This window comes from Actibacterium sp. EMB200-NS6 (assembly GCF_001305615.1).
Lineage (GTDB): Bacteria > Pseudomonadota > Alphaproteobacteria > Rhodobacterales > Rhodobacteraceae > Actibacterium_A > Actibacterium_A naphthalenivorans.
This window is the reverse complement of sequence record NZ_CP010869.1, coordinates 3479046-3495635: the sequence shown is the minus strand read 5'-3', so window position 1 is coordinate 3495635 and position 16590 is coordinate 3479046. Positions and strand designations below refer to the sequence as shown.

Below are 16590 nucleotides of genomic sequence, written 5' to 3'. Positions count from 1 at the left end.
CCATGGCGGATATGAATGGAAAGAGCGTGCTGATCACCGGGGCCAGCCGCGGGATCGGGGCATCGGCGGCGCGGGTGTTCGCGGCGGCGGGGGCGCAGGTGGCGCTTGTTGCGCGCAGCGGCGCGGCGCTGGATCAACTGGCGGCCGAGATCGGGCCGGCGGCCCTGGCGATTTCCTGCGACGTCAGCCGCTACGGCGATGTCGAACAGGCGGTGCGGACGGCGGTGGACCGGTTCGGCGGGCTGGACGTTCTGATCAACAATGCCGGCGTGATAGAGCCGATCGCGCCGATGCTGGAGGTTGATCCCGCAGCCTGGGGCCAGGTGATCGACATAAACCTGAAGGGCGTGTTCCACGGGATGCGCGCGGCGGTTCCGGTGATGGTGGCCGCGGGCGGCGGTACGGTGCTGACGATCAGTTCGGGCGCGGCGCATAGTGCGCTGGAAGGGTGGAGCCATTACTGCACGTCAAAGGCCGGTGACGCGATGCTGACCATGTGCCTGGATAAAGAGACGCGCGGCAAGGGCATTCGCGCCATGGGCCTGTCGCCCGGCACGGTGGCCACCCGGATGCAGCGCGAGATCAAGGCCAGCGGGCTGAACCCTGTCAGCGCGCTGGACTGGTCGGATCATATTCCGCCGGACTGGCCCGCCAAGGCGCTGTTGTGGATGTGTTCGGCGGATGCCGATGAGTTTGTCGGCCAGGAGATTTCGCTGCGTGATCCGGCGATCCGCGCGCGCGTCGGGGTTGGTCAGTGATCGGGCTGGAGCAGACGGCGGCCCGCTGGACCGTCACGCTGAACCGGCCCGCGAAGGCGAATTCGCTGACGCGCGCGATGCTGGACGAGCTGGAGGCGATCTTCGCCGATGCCGCGCAGTCGGATGTGCGGGTGCTGGTGCTGACGGGGGCTGGCAAGGTCTTTTCCGCCGGGGCCGATCTGGACGAGGCCAGGGCCGGGCTGGCCACCGATGGCGTGTGGGAGCGGGTATCGGGGCGGCTCGCCGGATTGAACTGTCTGACTGTGGCGGCGCTGAACGGCACGCTGGCGGGGGGTGCGTTCGGCATGGCGCTGGCCTGTGACATGCGGATTGCGGTGCCCGGCGCGAAATTCTTCTACCCTGTGATGCAGTTGGGCTATCTGCCGCAGCCGTCCGATCCGGGCCGCCTCGTGGCGCTGGTGGGTCCGGCGCGGGCCAAGATGATCCTGCTAGGCGCGGCGAAGCTGACGGCGGAAGAGGCTTTTGCCTTCGGCCTGATCGACAGGATCGTTCCGGGCGCCGATCTGCCCGACGCGGTGGATGCGCTTGTCGCCGCCGCCGAGACCGGCGATGCCGGGGTGCGCGTGGCGATCAAGGGCATGTGCCGCACGGATGGCTGAGGCGGTGGATGCGCTGGTGATCGGCGGCGGGCCGGCGGGGCTCATGGCGGCCGATGCCCTGGCGCAGGCCGGGCGGCGCGTCGTGGTGGCCGAGGGCAAGCCATCGGCCGGGCGCAAGTTCCTGATGGCGGGCAAGTCGGGGCTGAACCTGACGAAGGACGAACCGTTCGATACCTTCCTTGCGGCCTTTGGCGAGGCTGCTGAACCGTTGCGGCCGATGCTGGAAGCGTTTGATATGAACGACGTTCAGGTTTGGGCGCGCGGGTTGGGGCAGGAGGTGTTCACCGGAAGCTCCGGCCGGGTGTTTCCGGTGGCGATGAAAGCCTCGCCGCTGTTGCGCGCCTGGTTGGGGCGGCTGGCGGGTATGGGGGTCGAGCTTCGCACCCGCTGGCGCTGGACCGGATGGGAGGGGGCGGATTTTCTGTTCGACACGCCGCAGGGCGCGGCGCGGATCGCGCCCGGGGTCACGGTTCTGGCGCTTGGCGGGGCAAGCTGGGCGCGGCTGGGCGCCGACGGGGCCTGGGCCGGGCTGCTGGCAGAGCGCGGCTTTGCCGTGGCGCCGTTCAAGCCGGCGAACATGGGCCTGGCGGTGGAGTGGTCGGCACCGATGGCGCGGCAGTTCGGCCGCCCGGTGAAGGGCACGGCGCTGATGGCCGGGGATGAGGTGGCGCGCGGTGAATATGTGATTTCGCGGCGCGGGCTGGAAGGCGGCGGCGTCTATGCCATCTCGCGCGCGGTGCGCGAAGGCGCGGCGCTGTGGATTGATCTGATGCCGGATCGCAGCATAAGCCAGATTGCCGAACGGCTGGCCCGGCCACGCGGAAAGACAAGCCTTTCCAACCATTTGCGCAAGGCGTTGCAGCTTGATCCGGCGCGGCTGGCGCTGTTGATGGAATTCGGGCGGCCCCTGCCCGAGGGCGCGGCGCTGGCGCGGCTGATCAAGGCGCTGCCGGTGCGCCATGCCGGGCCGCGCCCGCTGGACGAGGCGATTTCGACCGCGGGCGGGGTGATGTGGCGCGCGCTGGACGCGGGGTTGATGCTGCGCGATCTGCCGGGCGTGTTCTGCGCCGGCGAGATGCTCGACTGGGAGGCGCCGACCGGCGGCTATCTTCTGACCGGCTGTCTGGCGACGGGTCTCTGGGCCGGGCGGGCGGCGGCGGAATGGGGCCGCTAGCCCGCGAGGCTCTGCATTGCCTCGGCCACGAGGCGGAATGATTTCAGCCGCGCGGCATGGTCGTGGATCTGGCCGGTGATGATGATCTCGTCGGGGGCGAGGCGTTCGATAAATCCGGCAAGCGCTGCACGCACCGTATCTGGCGCGCCGGTGGCCGAGATCGAAAGCGCCCGGTCGACCGAGGCGGCGGTGCCGGGATCGAGCACATCGTGAATGTTGTTCACGGGCCGGGCCAGCGCGGCGGGGCGTCCAAGCCGCAGGTTGGCAAAGGTTTGCTGTATCGAGGTTTTCAGGCGCACGCCCTCGGCATCGGTGTCGGCAGCGAAGGCGTTGATGGCCATCATCGCATAGGGCGCATCCAGATGCGGCGAGGGGCGGAAGCTGCGGCGGTAAACCTCGAACGCCTGTTCCAGCGCGTCGGGCGAGAAATGCGAGGCAAAGGCATAGGGCAGGCCGAAATGGGCGGCAAGCTGCGCGCCGTAGAGGCTTGAACCCAGTATCCACACGGGGACATGGGTGCCGGTGCCCGGAATGGCCCGGACATGCGCCTTGGGGTCGGCCTCGCCGAAATAGCCGATCAGCTCCTGCACGTCCTGGGGGAAAGTGTCACCGGCCTGCATGCCACGCCGCAGGGCGCGGGCCGTGGCACCGTCGGTGCCTGGCGCGCGGCCCAGGCCAAGGTCGATCCGGCCGGGATAAAGCGTGGCCAGGGTGCCGAACTGTTCGGCCACCACCAGCGGCGCGTGATTGGGCAGCATGATGCCCCCCGCGCCGACACGGATGGATTGCGTCGCCCCGGCCACATGGCCGATCAGCACGGCGGTGGCGGCGCTGGCGATGCCGGGCATGTTGTGATGTTCGGCCATCCAGTGGCGCTGATAGCCCCAGGTTTCGGCATGCCTGGCCAAATCGACGGTGTTGCGCAGCGCGTCGACGGCGGTGAAGCCTTCCGGGATCGGGGCGAGGTCCAGCAGGGAATAGGGTGTCATGGGTGGGTATCCTTGTTCACTCTGCCTTATGTGGGGCGGATCGGGCGCGGGAAAAGCCTTAGCGCGCGCCAAGCATCGCAAGGCGGATCAGCGCGCGCTCCATCAGGGCCATCGCGGGCGCCCGCTGGGCCGATCGCAGTTGCAGATCAGTGTCGATCAGGATGCCGATGGCCTGTTCCAGCCGGTGCACGCCCCATTTGGAGGCTTGCCGCACCATCCGGTCGCGGCGCGGCCCGAATACGGGTGGGCGCACACGGGCGATGCCCGCGCCGGCGCCGCCCGGATCGCAGGCGGCGGCATGCAGGGTGCGGAAGTGCCGGGTGGCGCCGATGCACAGGCCGACCGGCTGCACCCCCTGGCTTTCGAGCTTGCGCATCACGGGGCCGATTTCGCCGCTGCGGGCCTCGGCCACGATGTTCAGCACATCATCCAGCGCGGCCTCGGTCGAGCTGGGGGCGCAGGCGGCCACATCGTCGGAGGTGACGGGGCTGTCATCGCCATATTTGTAGAGCGAGAGCTTTTCCAGCGTCTGCCGGAAATCGCCGGGGTCGAGCATCCGCGACAGGGCGGTCAGGTCGATCATCGCATCGCGGTCGGGTTTCAGGCCGGCGCGGGCCAGCTCTGCCTCGATCTCTTCGCGGCTGGGCGGTTCGTCGTAGATGCCGACGGCGAAGGCGTTGTTATGCGCCTCGAACGCCTTGCGCAGGGCCGAGCGGGCGTTGAGCTGTTTGGCGGTGACAATAAGCTGCGCGTCGCCCTCGCGCCAGTCAGCAAGGGCGGCGCCGATGGTGCCGGCCAGCCCGTCGGCCGCATCCTCGACAAAGGCGACGCGGGGGCCGGGGAAAAATCCCTGCGCCTTCATCGCGTCAGACAGAAGCGCGGGGTCTGAACGTAGTTCAGATGCGGCGATGCGGGTCAGGCGCATTTCGGCCTCGCCCTCGGGTCCGATCAGGCCGGCGATCACCTCTTGCCGTTTCAGCGCCACCCGCATCGCGTCGGCGCCGAAGATCAGCACGCCGGTGCGGTGCGGCTCCGGTTTGGCGAAATAGCGCGCGGCGTCGCGGCCCGAGAGTTTCATACGCCCCAGTTCCCCGAGCTGGCGATCAGGCGGGTGACCATCTGATCGGCAAGGATGATCATCAGCCGGTCATAGGCGTCACGCTCGGCTGTCTGGGTGGCGACGGGGGTGCCCGAGGCGGAATAGCCGGTAAAGCTGTTGACCGAACCGGTATAAACGGTTTCGCCGGTGGCAATCTCTGTCAGGGTGAAATCCACCTTCCCGGTGATGTTGTAGCGGGTGATTTCCTGGGCGGGGGTGATGGCCAGCCGTACCGATTCAGTCGTCAGCGTATAGTCGAGCATATAGCGGGGGGTGACAGGGCGGCGCAGCCGCTCTTCCAGCCGGCCGACAAGGTTATAGCTGTGGCGGTCCGTCGGGTCGGCCACGCGGATGCTGTTTTTCAGCCGTTCGGCGGGGCCGCCGGTGCCATAGGCGGGCTCGAACCCGCATCCGGCCAGCGGCAGGGCGGCCAGTAACAGCAGAAACGCGCGGCGGTCAGATGACGACATTGATGATGCGGCCCGGCACGACGATGAGCTTTTTCGGCGCGCCACCGTTCAGCGCCCTGATCACAGCATCATGGGCCAGCGCCAGCTTTTCAACCTCTTCCTTCGACATGTCCTTCGGAACGGAGATTTCAGCGCGTCGTTTGCCGTTGATCTGTATCGGCATGATCACCGTGTCCTCGACCAGCATCGCCGGGTCGGCCTGCGGCCAGGGCGCGGCCGCCACCAGCCCTTCGCCGCCCAGCAGGGCCCAGATCTCTTCGGCCAGATGCGGGGTCATGGGCGACATGAGCTGCGCCAGGGTGCGCATCGCCTCGCGCCGGGCGTCGGCCCCGGCCTTGGATTTCTGCAGCGTGTTGGTGAAGGCATAGAGCTTGGCCACCGAGGTGTTGAAGCCGAAGCTTTCGATGCCCATCGTCACGTCGTGGATGGCCTTGTGCATGGCGCGCAGCAGATCGTCATCGCCTGTGCCGGGGCCTTCGGCGCCGGCGATATCGGTGGCGATGCGCCACACGCGTGAAAGATGCTTGAACGCGGCCTCGGCGCCGGCGGCTGTCCATTCCACATCGCGTTCGGGCGGGCTGTCGGACAGGACGAACCAGCGGGCGGTGTCGGCACCGTAGGCCTGAACGATGTTCACCGGATCGACCACGTTCTTCTTGGACTTCGACATCTTGGCAGAGGGGATCACCTCCACCGCTTCGCCGGTGGCGCCGAGGCGGGCGCCGCTTTCTGTCCATTCGATATGCTCGGGCAGGTGATAGACCGGGCGATCGCGCTCATCGCGGGTGACATAGATCTCATGCGTGACCATGCCCTGCGTGAAGAGCGCATCGAACGGTTCCACCGCCTTTTGCGGCAGGTGGCCGCAGATCTGCATCGCACGGGCGAAGAACCGCGAATAGAGCAGGTGCAGGATCGCATGTTCGACGCCGCCGATATACTGATCGACGTTCATCCAGTATTCGGCATCCGCGGCGTTGGTCGGCGTCGCCGCCCCCGGAGAGGTGAAGCGCGCATAGTACCAGGACGAATCGACGAACGTATCCATCGTGTCGGTCTCGCGCTGTGCGGGCTTGCCGCAGGCGGGGCAGGCACAGTCGCGCCAGGTGGGGTGCCGGTCCAGCGGATTGCCGGGCTTGTCGAAGCTGACATCCTTGGGCAGTTCGACCGGCAGGTTTTCTTTCTTCTCGGGCACCACGCCGCAATCGTCGCAATGGATCACCGGAATCGGGCAGCCCCAGTAGCGCTGGCGGCTCAGCCCCCAGTCGCGCAGGCGGAACTTGGTGACGCCGTGGCCCACGCCGTTTTCCTCGCAAAAGCGGATCGCGGCGGCGATGGCCTCTTCGCCGGTGGCGGTCTCATCCCATGCGAAAGACCTCAGCCAGCGGACCTTTTCGGTCTTGGGCGGGGTGAAGGCGGTGTTTTCCACCGGCGCGCCGTTTTCCAGCGCCACGAACGTGTCGGTGACGGGCAGGTCGTATTTGCGGGCGAAATCCAGATCGCGCTGATCATGCGCGGGGCAGCCGAAAATGGCGCCGGTGCCGTAATCCATCAGGATGAAATTGGCGATATAGACCGGCAGTTCCCATCCCGTGTCGAACGGGTGGCGCACGGTCAGGCCGGTGTCGACGCCCTTTTTCTCGGCCTTTTCCATCTCTTCTTCGCTGGTGCCCATCTTGCGGCATTCGGCGTTGAACGCGGCGATTTCGGCGCTGTCCCGTTCCAGCGCCTTTGCCAGCGGATGATCGGGCGAGATGCCCACGAACGACGCCCCCATCAGCGTGTCGGGGCGGGTGGTGTAAACCTCGATCCGGTCGAAACCATCAGGCGCGTCGACAGTGGAAAAGGCGAACTGCAGCCCGCGCGACTTTCCGATCCAGTTGCGCTGCATCAGCTTGACCTTGTCGGGCCAGTTATCCAGCCCGTCCAGCGCGTCGAGCAGCTCTTCGGAGAAATCGGAGATCTTGAAGAACCACTGCGTCAGCTCGCGCCGCTCCACCGGTGCGCCAGAGCGCCAGCCCTTGCCATCCTCGACCTGCTCGTTGGCCAGAACGGTCATGTCCACCGGATCCCAGTTGACCACCGCGTTCTTGCGATAGACCAGGCCCTTTTCCATGAAGTCGATGAACATCGCCTGCTGCTGGCCGTAATATTCCGGATCACAGGTGGCAAACTCGCGGCTCCAGTCCAGCGACAGGCCCAGCGAGCGGAACTGCGCCTTCATGTTGTCGATATTGGCATAGGTCCAGTCGCCGGGATGCACCTTGCGTTCCATCGCGGCATTCTCGGCCGGCAGGCCGAACGCATCCCAGCCCATCGGGTGCAGAACACTGAACCCCTGCGATGCCTTGTAGCGCGCCACCACATCGCCCATCGTGTAGTTGCGCACATGCCCCATGTGCAGGTTGCCCGACGGGTAGGGGAACATCTCGAGCACATAGTATTTGGGGCGGGTTTCATCGCGGGTCGCGGTGAAGGTGCCGGCCTTTTCCCAGGCGGATTGCCATTTCGGTTCGATCTCACCGGGTGCAAAACGGGACATGTTCATGGTCCTTGTCAGTCAAACGCCGGGCGCGATGGCGGCCCGGCGTGGTGATAATGGCGGCGCGGGAGATCGTCCAGCACGGTTCTGGTCAGAGATTGCCGTCACGGATGCGCAATTGCCGGGCGCGGGTCAGAATCGCGTCTTCGACCGCGCGCGATGTGGCCGCGCTGACCGGGCCGTTGCGGGTGGCCAGCGCCACTTTCAGCGCGCGCGCGTCAAGCGCGGGGTCCTGAACATAAACCGTGGCGCGGTAAGCCTGGCCGCCGCCGGGCGGGGTGCCGAACCCGGTGACGATAATGCCCGAGAACGGATCGACCGTTTCGACCGGCAGGAAGTTGAGAACCTCCAGCGAGGCGTTCCAGAGGTATTTGTTCACTTCGATGGTCGTGTTGGGATCATCGGCATTGGCGAAAAGATCCCAGACGGTAGAGCTGTTTTTGTTGGTGTTGTCCGGATCATAGCTCGAACTGGCCGCTGGCCTGTCGGAATCGGGCGCGGTTTGCGCAGCCGTGGGATTCTGATTGCGGCCGCAACCGCTCAGACCTAGTGCAACCACAAGTACGGCTGCCGAAAGAACCCCGCTCTGGAAGGTCATGAAACTTCGCCCCCTTTGATAGTCCCCGTTCTCTAGCCGAGGCGGCGCAAGCGGACAAGGGATTTCAGGCTGTCCGGGCTTGCGCAGGATGCTGTCAGCAGTGTGACATCGGTGTGGCAAAGCTGCATCAATCGAAGCTGCATTGGATCGCGGCATTCCCGCTTTCTTGCAATCAGACAGTCAAAGAGCGACACAGCGGCATACTCAATTCGCTCCTTGGATTGAGGTGCTCCTTTTAATGAATGAGGGAAAACCATGAAAAAGGTTCTTCTTGCTACCACGGCGCTGGTTGCATCCGCTGGCATCGCTTCTGCTGAATTGGCCATCAGCGGTTTCGCCGAGATGGGTGTCGTCGGCGGTGATTTCTACGGCTCCGACAACGAAGACATGCAGTTTCACAACGACTTCACCATCACCTTCGATGGTTCGGGTGAAACCGACAACGGCCTGACCTTCGGTCTGCACATCGAACTCGAAGAGTCGAACAGCCCCCATTCGATCAACGGCGGCGCTTCGTACGACAACGAAGCCGCGTTCATCTCGGGTGCGTTCGGTACGCTGACCCTGGGTGAAACCGACGGTGCATTCGATAAGCAGCTGAAAGAAGTTGCTCTGGCCGGCGGCACGATCGCTGACGATGAAACCACCCACGCTGGTTTCAACGGCAACGGTAACTTCGACGGAACCGAAGACAACCAGGTTCTGCGTTACGACTATTCCTTCGGCGATTTCGGTATCTCGGCGTCGATGGAGCAGAACAACGATGGTGGCGATGACCCCGTCAGCGGCGATGACGACATCTACGCTCTGGGCTTCTCCTACGGTGTCGATCTGGCTTCGGGCATCGGCCTTGGCTTTGGTCTGGGCTACCAGACCGGTGGCGACACCGAGTTCGACGCGATCTCCGGCTCGATCTATGCTGACTTCGGCAACGGCTTCGAAGTTGCTGTGAACTACACCGACTACCAGGAAGATGCGCCGGACACCACGGCCACCTACTACGGTGACGCGACCCACTACGGTCTCGGTGTTGCTTACACCATGAACGCATGGACCTTCGCTGCCAACTACGGCGAATATGACTATGACGACACCCCGGACAAAAGCGGTTTCGGCCTGCTCGTGAACTACGACCTGGGTGGCGGTGCCGTTATCCAGGCCGGTTACGGCTCGAGCGACTACGACGGTGTCCAAGAGGACGAAGAGTCCTACTCGCTCGGCATCGCGATGTCCTTCTGATCCAGAAGAACATTTGGTTAAGGGAAGAGCGGGCGGTTTGCCCGCTCTTTTCTTTTGCGCGCTTCAAATCGACAACCCTGGTGGCGCGTGCTAGGCGGGGGCGAAACCTCGCCCATCCGGAGAGCGCCCGCCATGCTGCCGCTGAACCCCAGTCAGATTTCCAGGCTCTTCAAGGAAGCGCTGCAGCTTCAGGGGACAGGGAACCTGGACGCGGCGGAAGCGAAATACCGGACGATCCTGGGTGTCCGCCCGAAACTGCCCGAGGTTCACTTTCAGCTTGGCCGTATCGCGCTGGAACGCGACGAGGCGCAAAAGGCGGTTGGGCATTTCGAAACGGCGCTTCGGGAAAAACCGACAGAGGCCGCGATCTGGCAGGGTTATGCGCGGGCGGTTGCCGCACAGGGTGATCCCGCGGCGACCAGGGCGTTTCTGAAAAAGGTCAAGGCCGCGCGGCTTGACGCCAGGCTCGTGCTGCGTCTGCAAGAGCAGCTTGCCCCCGCCAAGGTCCGCAGCGCGACGGGAACAGGGACGGCCGCGCCTGCCGACATCCGGGCGCTGATCGGTTTGCTGAACACGGGTGCCTTCGCCGAAGCAGAGAAAAAGGCCACCGCATTGCGCGCCCGTCACCCGGATGTGGCGATCATCGCCGACATCCTGGCCAATGCGCAGGCCCGGCAGGGCAAGAACGCGGCCGCGCGGCAAGGCTTCGAATCGGCCATTCGGCTGGATCCGGCCTTTGCCGAGGCGCATAACAATTACGGGCGCTTCCTGGTGGAGACCGGGCATGCGGACGAAGGGCTGAAGCAGATCCGCGAGGCGCTGAAATACGCGCCCGGCATGCCCACGGCCCTGCTCAACCTTGGTATCGCGCTGTCGCAGAAGGGCGAGTCAAAGGGCGCGGCCGATGCGCTGCGCCGTGCCGCCGCCGCCCGGCCCGATCTGATCGAGGCGCATGTGCATCTGGGGCTGGAGCTGGGCAGGCTGCGGGACCACGAAGGCGCCATCGCCGCGTTTCGCGCCGCCATCGCGCAGGGCGATAGCCGGGCCGCGACGCGCGTAAGCCTGGCACAGGCCCTGTCTTCGGCGGGGCAGGAAGAGGCCGCGATGGAGGCGTTCGACGCCGCCATCGCCGCCGCCCCGGACATGGCGCGCGCGTATGGCGCGAAGGCGCTGTTGCTGCAGACACTCGGGCGGTTTGACGAGGCCGAACAACTGTTTCGCAAGGCGATCGCGCTGGAGCCGGAGAACGGCGAAAATTACCGCATGTTCATCGCATCACACAAGGTGCAGCCCGGCGACCCGCTGATCGCGGAGATGCAGGCGCGGTTCGATGACCCGGGGCTGAGCGATGAAAGCCGGATGAACCTGGGCTTCGCGCTGGCCAAGGTCCTGGAAGATACCAGGCAGTTCGGCCGCGTTTTCGCCTATCTGAACCCGGCAAACGCGCTGATGCGCAAACGCTTTCCCTATGACATCAAAGAGCGCCGCGCCGAGATCGACGGCTTGAAGGCCGCTTTCGCAGGTGCGGATTTCCAGGCCCGTAAGATTGCCGGCACCACCGATTTCGCGCCCATCTTCGTTACCGGCATGCCGCGTTCGGGCACCACGCTCGTCGAGCAGATCCTTGCCAGCCACTCTTCGGTCGGCGGGGCGGGCGAAGTCGGCTATGTGGCGCGGCAGGTATCCTCGGCGATGGTGCGCGAAGGCGGCGGCTACCGCCCGTTTTCGGAGCTGAGCGACGATGTGATCCGCGACATCGGATTCGGCACCGAAGCGCGGCTGCGGGCGCTTTGCCCGGGCAAGGAACGGATCACCGACAAGTCGATCCAGACCTATATGGTGACGGGTGCCGTCCGGCTTGCGCTGCCGAAGGCGCGTATGGTGCTGGTGCGGCGCGACCCGCGCGATACGCTTGTGTCGATCTACAAGAACCTGTTTCCCGAAGGCACGCATCGCTACGGCTATGATTTGCGGGATCTGGGTCTCTACTACCGGATGTTCGAAGAGATGGTGGATTTCTGGCGCGACAAGCTGCCGGGCGGGTTTTACGAGATTGAATACGAGGCCCTGATCGCCAATCCCGAGGAGGAATCGCGCAAGCTGATCGCCGCCTGTGATCTGGAGTGGGAGGATCAGTGCCTGAATTTCCACCAGAACAAGCGGCGGGTTTCGACGCTGAGCGTTTATCAGGTGCGCCAGCCGATCTATAGATCTTCGGCAAAGGCCTGGGAGCATTACGAGGATGATCTGGGGGCGCTGTTCGAGGCTTTGGGCGATTCGATTTAGGCGGAGGGGCTGATGGGGCTGAACGAGATCAAGGCGCGCGTGGCGAAGGCCGAGGCGGCGGCCGGGCGGGCGCCCGGCGCGGTTACGTTGATCGCGGTGTCGAAGGTGCAGCCGCTGAACCGGGTCGAGGCGGTGCTGGAACAGGGCCACCGGGTGTTCGGCGAGAACCGGGTGCAGGAGGCGGCGGGCAAGTGGCCGGCGCTGATGGAGCGGTTCGAAGGGGTCGCGCTGCATCTGATCGGGCCGCTGCAGGGCAACAAGGCGCGGCAGGCGGTGGAGCTGTTCGACGCGATCCATTCGGTGGATCGGTTGAAACTGGCGCAGCGGCTGGCCGGTCTGGCGCAGGAGCGCGGGCAATGCCCCGAGCTGTTCTTGCAGGTGAACACGGGCGAGGAGCCGCAAAAGGCCGGTGTGCCACCGGACGAGGCGGATGCGTTCGTGGCCCAGTGCCGCGCGCTTGATTTGCCGGTGCGGGGGCTGATGTGCATCCCGCCGGCGGAAGAGGAGCCTTCGCTGCATTTCGCGCTGCTGGCGAAGATCGCGGCGCGCAACGGGCTGGACGGGCTGTCGATGGGGATGAGCGGCGATTTCGAGCGGGCGATCGCGCTGGGCGCGACGCATGTGCGGGTCGGGTCGGCGATATTCGGAGAGCGCGCCTACGGGTAGTGCGGCGCCGGAGAATCTTGCCTCCGGCGGGGATATTTTCGGAAAGATGAAGCGGGTGCGCGTCAGGGTTTGATGAGGATCCGTGAGCGCGGGCGCCAGTTTTGTGCGATCCACCGGAGGTCGGCCGGGGCGAAGGCGATGCAGCCCTGAGTCGGGTGGCGCGGTTTGCGCCAGCGGTGCAGGAAGATGGCGGAGCCCTTGCCCGGTGTGGCATCGGGCCAGTTGTGATCGGTCATCAGGATCAGGTTGTAGAGCGGGTCGGGGCGGCGCAGGCGTTCGTGGCTGAACGGGTGGCCGGATGCGGTGAGCCCGTGGTTATAGGCCGGATCGGCGGGGTCGTCCGACCAGATATCACGCGGGCCGATGGCGCGCTGCGGGAGTATGCCGCCCGGGCGCGGCAGCCGGTCGGCGCGGAAGGCGGCGGCGCAGAGACGCAGCGGGCCGGTCGGGGTGGCGCCGTCGCCTTCGCGTTTATTCGCTGTGAGGCCGCGCTTGCCGATGGCGCAGGCCAGGCGGCGGCCGAGGAACCGGGCGCCCCAGCGCGTTACCACGAGGTCATCCGCGCGCGGGGTCACAGCAGGTGGCCCGACTTTGCCGCCTTGGTGGCCAGGTAATGGGCATTATGCCCGGTTTCGCCGACTTTCAGCGGAACGCGTTCGGTGACGGTGAGACCGTTGGCGGCCAGCATGGCCAGCTTGGCGGGATTGTTCGTCATCAGCCGCACCTGCGAAAAGCCCATCTGTTTGAGGATCGAGGCGCCGAGGCGGAAATCACGCTCATCATCCTCGAACCCCAGCCGGTGATTGGCCTCGACCGTGTCAAAGCCCTGATCCTGAAGCGAATAGGCACGCATCTTGTTGGCCAGGCCGATGCCGCGCCCCTCCTGATTGAGATAGAGCAGGACGCCCGCGCCTTCGCGCCCCATCTGGGCCAGCGCGCCGCGCAACTGCGGGCCGCAATCGCATTTCAGCGAGCCCAGCAGATCGCCGGTGAAACAGGCGGAGTGCAGGCGGGCCAGAACCGGCGTGTTGCGGGCGGGGGCGCCGATTTCGATGGCGTAATGTTCTTCGCCCCCGTCTTCGGGACGGAAGACATGCACGCGCCCGGCCTCTGACACGTCCAGCGGGACGCGGGCGCTGACGACCGGGTTCAGCGGGCTGGACGCCTGGATCGCGGTTTCGGCTTCGGCCAGAAGCACCATGGTCAGGCCATGTTCGGCGGCGAAGGCGGCGGGATCGGACAGTTCCATCGTCAGCACCGCAGGCAGAAGACGCGCGGATTTGGTGATGGCGATGGCGGCGCGATGCGGGGCGGCATCGCCGCCGCGCAGGCTTTGGAACGGGCCTTTCATCGGGGATTTCAGGTCGTCCGCCGGGTTGGCCACTGCATGGACCCAGCCGGGGGAGGCATCGGCAGGCACGCGCAGCCGGGCGATATCTCCGTCATAGGCGCGGGCCTTGAGCGTGGCGGCGCGGCGGGTGGTGATGACCAGCGTCAGGTGCGCGGCCATCGCCGTGAGCTGTGCCAGGCGCGCGGGATCCAGCGTTTCGGCGGCCAGAAACACCAGCCCGCCAGAGGGCCCGCCCAGCACGACGGGCACCCCCATGCGCAGATCGGCGCGGGCGCGGGCAAGGCGTTCGACGGGGGTGGGGCCAAGGCGCATCGGCCGTCCTCTTTCGGTTTTTCTGCGACAGGGTGTAACCTGTTTGCCTGAAATATGAAACAAAGGCGGCAATTGCGACACGGTTGCGTGAGAATGTTGCAGCAAATCTTGCCGAACCCCGTGGTGCCGAACATCTGTGTTCAGGAAAAACGAGGAGTAGCGGCATGGGAAATCTGAAGAAAATCCTGCTTGTCGATGACGAGGACGACCTGCGCGAGGCGCTGAGCGAACAATTGGTGATGACCGAGGATTTCGACGTTTTCGAAGCCGGCAGCGGCGCCGAGGCGATGGAGAAGGCCAGGGAAGCGATTTATGATCTGGTGATCCTGGACGTAGGCCTGCCCGACACCGACGGGCGCGAGTTGTGCCGGCTGATGCGCAAGCAGGGGGTCAAATGCCCGATCCTGATGCTGACCGGGCATGACAGCGATGCCGACACCATTCTGGGGCTGGACGCGGGCGCGAATGACTACGTGACCAAGCCGTTCAAGTTTCCGGTGCTTCTGGCCCGCATCCGGGCGCAGCTGCGCCAGCATGAGCAATCCGAAGACGCGGTGTTTCAGCTTGGGCCCTATACGTTCAAGCCGGCGATGAAGATGCTGGTGGATGAGGACGACAGGAAAATCCGGCTGACAGAGAAAGAGACCAACATCCTGAAGTTCCTTTACCGCGCCTCCGAGGGTGTGGTGGCGCGCGATGTGCTGCTGCACGAGGTCTGGGGCTATAACGCCGGGGTGACCACGCATACGCTGGAGACCCACATCTATCGGCTGCGCCAGAAGATCGAGCCCGACCCGTCGAATGCGCGGCTTCTGGTGACGGAAAGCGGCGGCTACCGTCTGGTGGCGTGAGGTCACAGTGTTGCCTGAATCGGCGGGTATGAAGCGTTGAGGGCAGGATTGTAGTGCAGGCATCCCTTGGCCAGGTCGGGGTAATGACGTGGCAACCTCCCTGTTGGACTGGCCCGGGCTTTCGCGTCCGGGCCCTTTTTTTGTGCGTCGCGTCAATTCGACGCATCTGCATTGTGCAGCGCTGTGCTGAGCGCGGGTGCGGGGCGTCGCGGGGTTTAGGCGCCGGGGCCAAGCCGCTTAGCTGCGCGGATGGAATTGCGCTTTTTCGAGATCTACCGGAACCCCGAGTATCTGGAACTTCTGTTCCGGGGCGCGATGACGAGCGCCGGGCTGACGGCGCTGTCTGGGCTTCTGGGGTTTCTCGCCGCGCTGCTTCTGGCTGGCGCGCGCTATCGCCGGATGCCGGTGTTGCGCCACGTGGCGGCGGCCTATGTCGAGTTTATCCGCAACACGCCGCTGATCGTGCAGCTTTTCTTTGTGGCATTCGGGCTGCCGCTGTTGCTGGGGTATCAGTGGCCGTTCTGGGGCCATGCGATCCTGGCGCTGACGCTGAATTTCTCGGCCTATTTCTCCGAGATCTTGCGGGCGGGGTTCACCACCGTCGGTGAGGGACAGCTGGAGGCCGCGCGGGCGCTGGGGGTGCGGCCGCTGACCGCGTTCCGAAAGATCGTGCTGCCGCAGGCGATCGCTCGCATGTACCCCTCATTGAACAGCCAGTTCATCTTTCTGTTCCTGACCACCGGCGTGATGTCGGAAATCGGGGTGCGCGACCTGACAGAGGCGGGCATGTATATCGACAGCCGCACCTTTCGCTCGTTCGAGGTGTTCTTCACCCTGACGGTGATCTACATCCTGCTGTCGCTCGTTTTCAAAACCGTGCTGGCGCTGGTGCAAAGATGGCTGTTCGCCTGGCAGGTCGCGCGTTGAAGGATCTGTTCGTCACCCTGTTCGGCAAGCCCGAAGGCATCGTGCTGTTTCAGCTGATCGAGGCGACTCAATACACGATCTATCTGTCGCTGATCGCGTTTCTGGGGGGCGGGTTCGTCGGGGCGCTGATCACGCTGTTGCGGGTGTCGCCGTCGAAGGCGGCCAAGCGGATCGCGATCGGCTATATCTGGCTGTTCCAGTCGGCGCCGCTTTTGATGCTGTTATTCCTGTTCGGGCTGGGCGTGCCGCGTTTGCTGAACCTGGATATCAGCCCGTGGTTCGCCGCTTCGGCGGCGCTGACGCTCTATTCCAGCGCCTATCTGTCGGATGTGTGGCGCGGCGCGCTGGAAAGCCTGCCGCGCGGTCAGTGGGAGGGGGGCCATGCGCTGGGCCTGCGGTTTGTGCCGACGCTGCGGCTGATCATTCTGCCGCAGGCGCTGCGGGTCGCGCTGGCGCCCACGGTCGGGTTCATGGTGCAGATCATCAAGGGCACGTCGCTGGCCTATATCATCGGGTTTCACGATCTGATGAGCATCGGCAAGCGCTGGGCCAATGCGCCGGTCGACGGCACCGAGCCGTTCATCATCTTCCCGCTGATGGCGCTGATCTATTTCAGCCTGTGTTTTCCATTGTCGCTTTACGCCCGTTGGCTGGAGCGGCGCCTCGGCACGTTCGGGAACGTGCCCAAACCCACCGCTGCCTGAGTTG

At 65.2% G+C, this 16590-nt stretch carries 16 protein-coding genes; 9 read left to right on the top strand and 7 right to left on the bottom strand.

Annotated elements, in window-relative coordinates; genetic code table 11:
* Window positions 1-2 precede the first annotated feature (2 nt).
* The 3 genes from TQ29_RS16995 to TQ29_RS16985 are packed head-to-tail and all read left to right on the top strand — an operon-like array spanning window position 3 to window position 2552.
* On the top strand, window positions 3-758 hold the full coding sequence (locus TQ29_RS16995) for an SDR family oxidoreductase (RefSeq protein ID WP_054540137.1): 756 nt from the start codon (window positions 3-5) through the stop codon (window positions 756-758).
* A complete protein-coding gene (locus TQ29_RS16990) occupies window positions 755-1378 on the top strand; it encodes an enoyl-CoA hydratase/isomerase family protein (RefSeq protein ID WP_054540136.1) in 624 nt (207 codons plus the stop codon). Before TQ29_RS16995 ends, TQ29_RS16990 begins: the two co-directional genes overlap by 4 nt.
* Window positions 1371-2552: a TIGR03862 family flavoprotein gene (locus TQ29_RS16985; protein ID WP_082386698.1), complete on the top strand. Its 1182-nt coding sequence runs from the start codon at window positions 1371-1373 to the stop codon at window positions 2550-2552. Before TQ29_RS16990 ends, TQ29_RS16985 begins: the two co-directional genes overlap by 8 nt.
* Here the strand turns inward: TQ29_RS16985 and TQ29_RS16980 are convergent.
* From TQ29_RS16980 to TQ29_RS16960, 5 genes are all read right to left on the bottom strand, one after another.
* Entirely contained in the window at window positions 2549-3541 is a 993-nt protein-coding gene (locus TQ29_RS16980) for an LLM class flavin-dependent oxidoreductase (RefSeq protein ID WP_054540135.1), read from the bottom strand. The two genes, TQ29_RS16985 and TQ29_RS16980, sit on opposite strands and share 4 nt — an antisense overlap.
* Window positions 3542-3599: 58 nt before the next feature.
* Window positions 3600-4619 (bottom strand): DNA polymerase III subunit delta, encoded by a 1020-nt coding sequence (holA, locus tag TQ29_RS16975; RefSeq protein ID WP_054540134.1) that lies wholly within the window; start codon window positions 4617-4619, stop codon window positions 3600-3602.
* Window positions 4616-5110 (bottom strand): LPS assembly lipoprotein LptE, encoded by a 495-nt coding sequence (lptE, locus tag TQ29_RS16970; protein WP_054540133.1) that lies wholly within the window; start codon window positions 5108-5110, stop codon window positions 4616-4618. Before lptE ends, holA begins: the two co-directional genes overlap by 4 nt.
* Window positions 5097-7652: a leucine--tRNA ligase gene (leuS, locus tag TQ29_RS16965; protein ID WP_054540496.1), complete on the bottom strand. Its 2556-nt coding sequence runs from the start codon at window positions 7650-7652 to the stop codon at window positions 5097-5099. The genes lptE and leuS overlap by 14 nt, the downstream gene beginning before the upstream one ends.
* A 91-nt stretch (window positions 7653-7743) precedes the next feature.
* Window positions 7744-8250 (bottom strand): DUF3576 domain-containing protein, encoded by a 507-nt coding sequence (locus tag TQ29_RS16960; RefSeq protein WP_054540132.1) that lies wholly within the window; start codon window positions 8248-8250, stop codon window positions 7744-7746.
* A 255-nt stretch (window positions 8251-8505) separates the two neighbouring features.
* Here TQ29_RS16960 and TQ29_RS16955 point away from each other — a divergent pair, with 255 nt between their 5' ends.
* The 3 genes from TQ29_RS16955 (at window position 8506) to TQ29_RS16945 (ending at window position 12441) form a co-directional block, all read left to right on the top strand.
* Window positions 8506-9489, top strand: coding sequence for a porin (locus tag TQ29_RS16955; protein ID WP_054540131.1), 984 nt, complete (start codon window positions 8506-8508; stop codon window positions 9487-9489).
* A gap of 132 nt (window positions 9490-9621) precedes the next feature.
* Complete coding sequence (locus TQ29_RS16950; RefSeq protein WP_054540130.1) at window positions 9622-11775, top strand: tetratricopeptide repeat-containing sulfotransferase family protein; 2154 nt, start codon at window positions 9622-9624, stop codon at window positions 11773-11775.
* 12 nt (window positions 11776-11787) lie between these two features.
* The gene (locus tag TQ29_RS16945; RefSeq protein WP_054540129.1) at window positions 11788-12441 is read left to right on the top strand and encodes a YggS family pyridoxal phosphate-dependent enzyme; all 654 of its coding nucleotides are present in this window, start codon (window positions 11788-11790) and stop codon (window positions 12439-12441) included.
* A 62-nt stretch (window positions 12442-12503) separates the two neighbouring features.
* Here the strand turns inward: TQ29_RS16945 and TQ29_RS16940 are convergent, their stop codons facing one another.
* Both TQ29_RS16940 and ribA read right to left on the bottom strand, forming a co-directional pair.
* A complete protein-coding gene (locus tag TQ29_RS16940; protein WP_054540128.1) occupies window positions 12504-13016 on the bottom strand; it encodes a L,D-transpeptidase in 513 nt (170 codons plus the stop codon).
* Entirely contained in the window at window positions 13013-14104 is a 1092-nt protein-coding gene (ribA, locus tag TQ29_RS16935; protein ID WP_054540127.1) for a GTP cyclohydrolase II, read from the bottom strand. The genes TQ29_RS16940 and ribA overlap by 4 nt, the downstream gene beginning before the upstream one ends.
* A gap of 164 nt (window positions 14105-14268) precedes the next feature.
* Here ribA and TQ29_RS16930 point away from each other — a divergent pair, with 164 nt between their 5' ends.
* From TQ29_RS16930 to TQ29_RS16920, 3 genes are all read left to right on the top strand, one after another.
* A complete protein-coding gene (locus tag TQ29_RS16930; protein ID WP_037209556.1) occupies window positions 14269-14955 on the top strand; it encodes a response regulator transcription factor in 687 nt (228 codons plus the stop codon).
* A 249-nt stretch (window positions 14956-15204) separates the two neighbouring features.
* A complete protein-coding gene (locus TQ29_RS16925; RefSeq protein ID WP_054540126.1) occupies window positions 15205-15882 on the top strand; it encodes an amino acid ABC transporter permease in 678 nt (225 codons plus the stop codon).
* A complete protein-coding gene (locus TQ29_RS16920) occupies window positions 15852-16586 on the top strand; it encodes an amino acid ABC transporter permease (protein ID WP_081940232.1) in 735 nt (244 codons plus the stop codon). The genes TQ29_RS16925 and TQ29_RS16920 overlap by 31 nt, the downstream gene beginning before the upstream one ends.
* Window positions 16587-16590 lie beyond the last annotated feature (4 nt).

Coding starts and splice junctions, on each gene's coding strand:
- TQ29_RS16995 (WP_054540137.1), top strand. CDS start 3: ATGGCGGATATGAATGGAAAGAGCGTGCTGATCACCGGGGCCAGCCGC.
- TQ29_RS16985 (WP_082386698.1), top strand. CDS start 1,371: ATGGCTGAGGCGGTGGATGCGCTGGTGATCGGCGGCGGGCCGGCGGGG.
- TQ29_RS16980 (WP_054540135.1), bottom strand. CDS start 3,541: ATGACACCCTATTCCCTGCTGGACCTCGCCCCGATCCCGGAAGGCTTC.
- holA (WP_054540134.1), bottom strand. CDS start 4,619: ATGAAACTCTCGGGCCGCGACGCCGCGCGCTATTTCGCCAAACCGGAG.
- lptE (WP_054540133.1), bottom strand. CDS start 5,110: ATGTCGTCATCTGACCGCCGCGCGTTTCTGCTGTTACTGGCCGCCCTG.
- leuS (WP_054540496.1), bottom strand. CDS start 7,652: ATGTCCCGTTTTGCACCCGGTGAGATCGAACCGAAATGGCAATCCGCC.
- TQ29_RS16960 (WP_054540132.1), bottom strand. CDS start 8,250: ATGACCTTCCAGAGCGGGGTTCTTTCGGCAGCCGTACTTGTGGTTGCA.
- TQ29_RS16955 (WP_054540131.1), top strand. CDS start 8,506: ATGAAAAAGGTTCTTCTTGCTACCACGGCGCTGGTTGCATCCGCTGGC.
- TQ29_RS16950 (WP_054540130.1), top strand. CDS start 9,622: ATGCTGCCGCTGAACCCCAGTCAGATTTCCAGGCTCTTCAAGGAAGCG.
- TQ29_RS16945 (WP_054540129.1), top strand. CDS start 11,788: ATGGGGCTGAACGAGATCAAGGCGCGCGTGGCGAAGGCCGAGGCGGCG.
- ribA (WP_054540127.1), bottom strand. CDS start 14,104: ATGCGCCTTGGCCCCACCCCCGTCGAACGCCTTGCCCGCGCCCGCGCC.
- TQ29_RS16930 (WP_037209556.1), top strand. CDS start 14,269: ATGGGAAATCTGAAGAAAATCCTGCTTGTCGATGACGAGGACGACCTG.
- TQ29_RS16925 (WP_054540126.1), top strand. CDS start 15,205: ATGGAATTGCGCTTTTTCGAGATCTACCGGAACCCCGAGTATCTGGAA.
- TQ29_RS16920 (WP_081940232.1), top strand. CDS start 15,852: ATGGCTGTTCGCCTGGCAGGTCGCGCGTTGAAGGATCTGTTCGTCACC.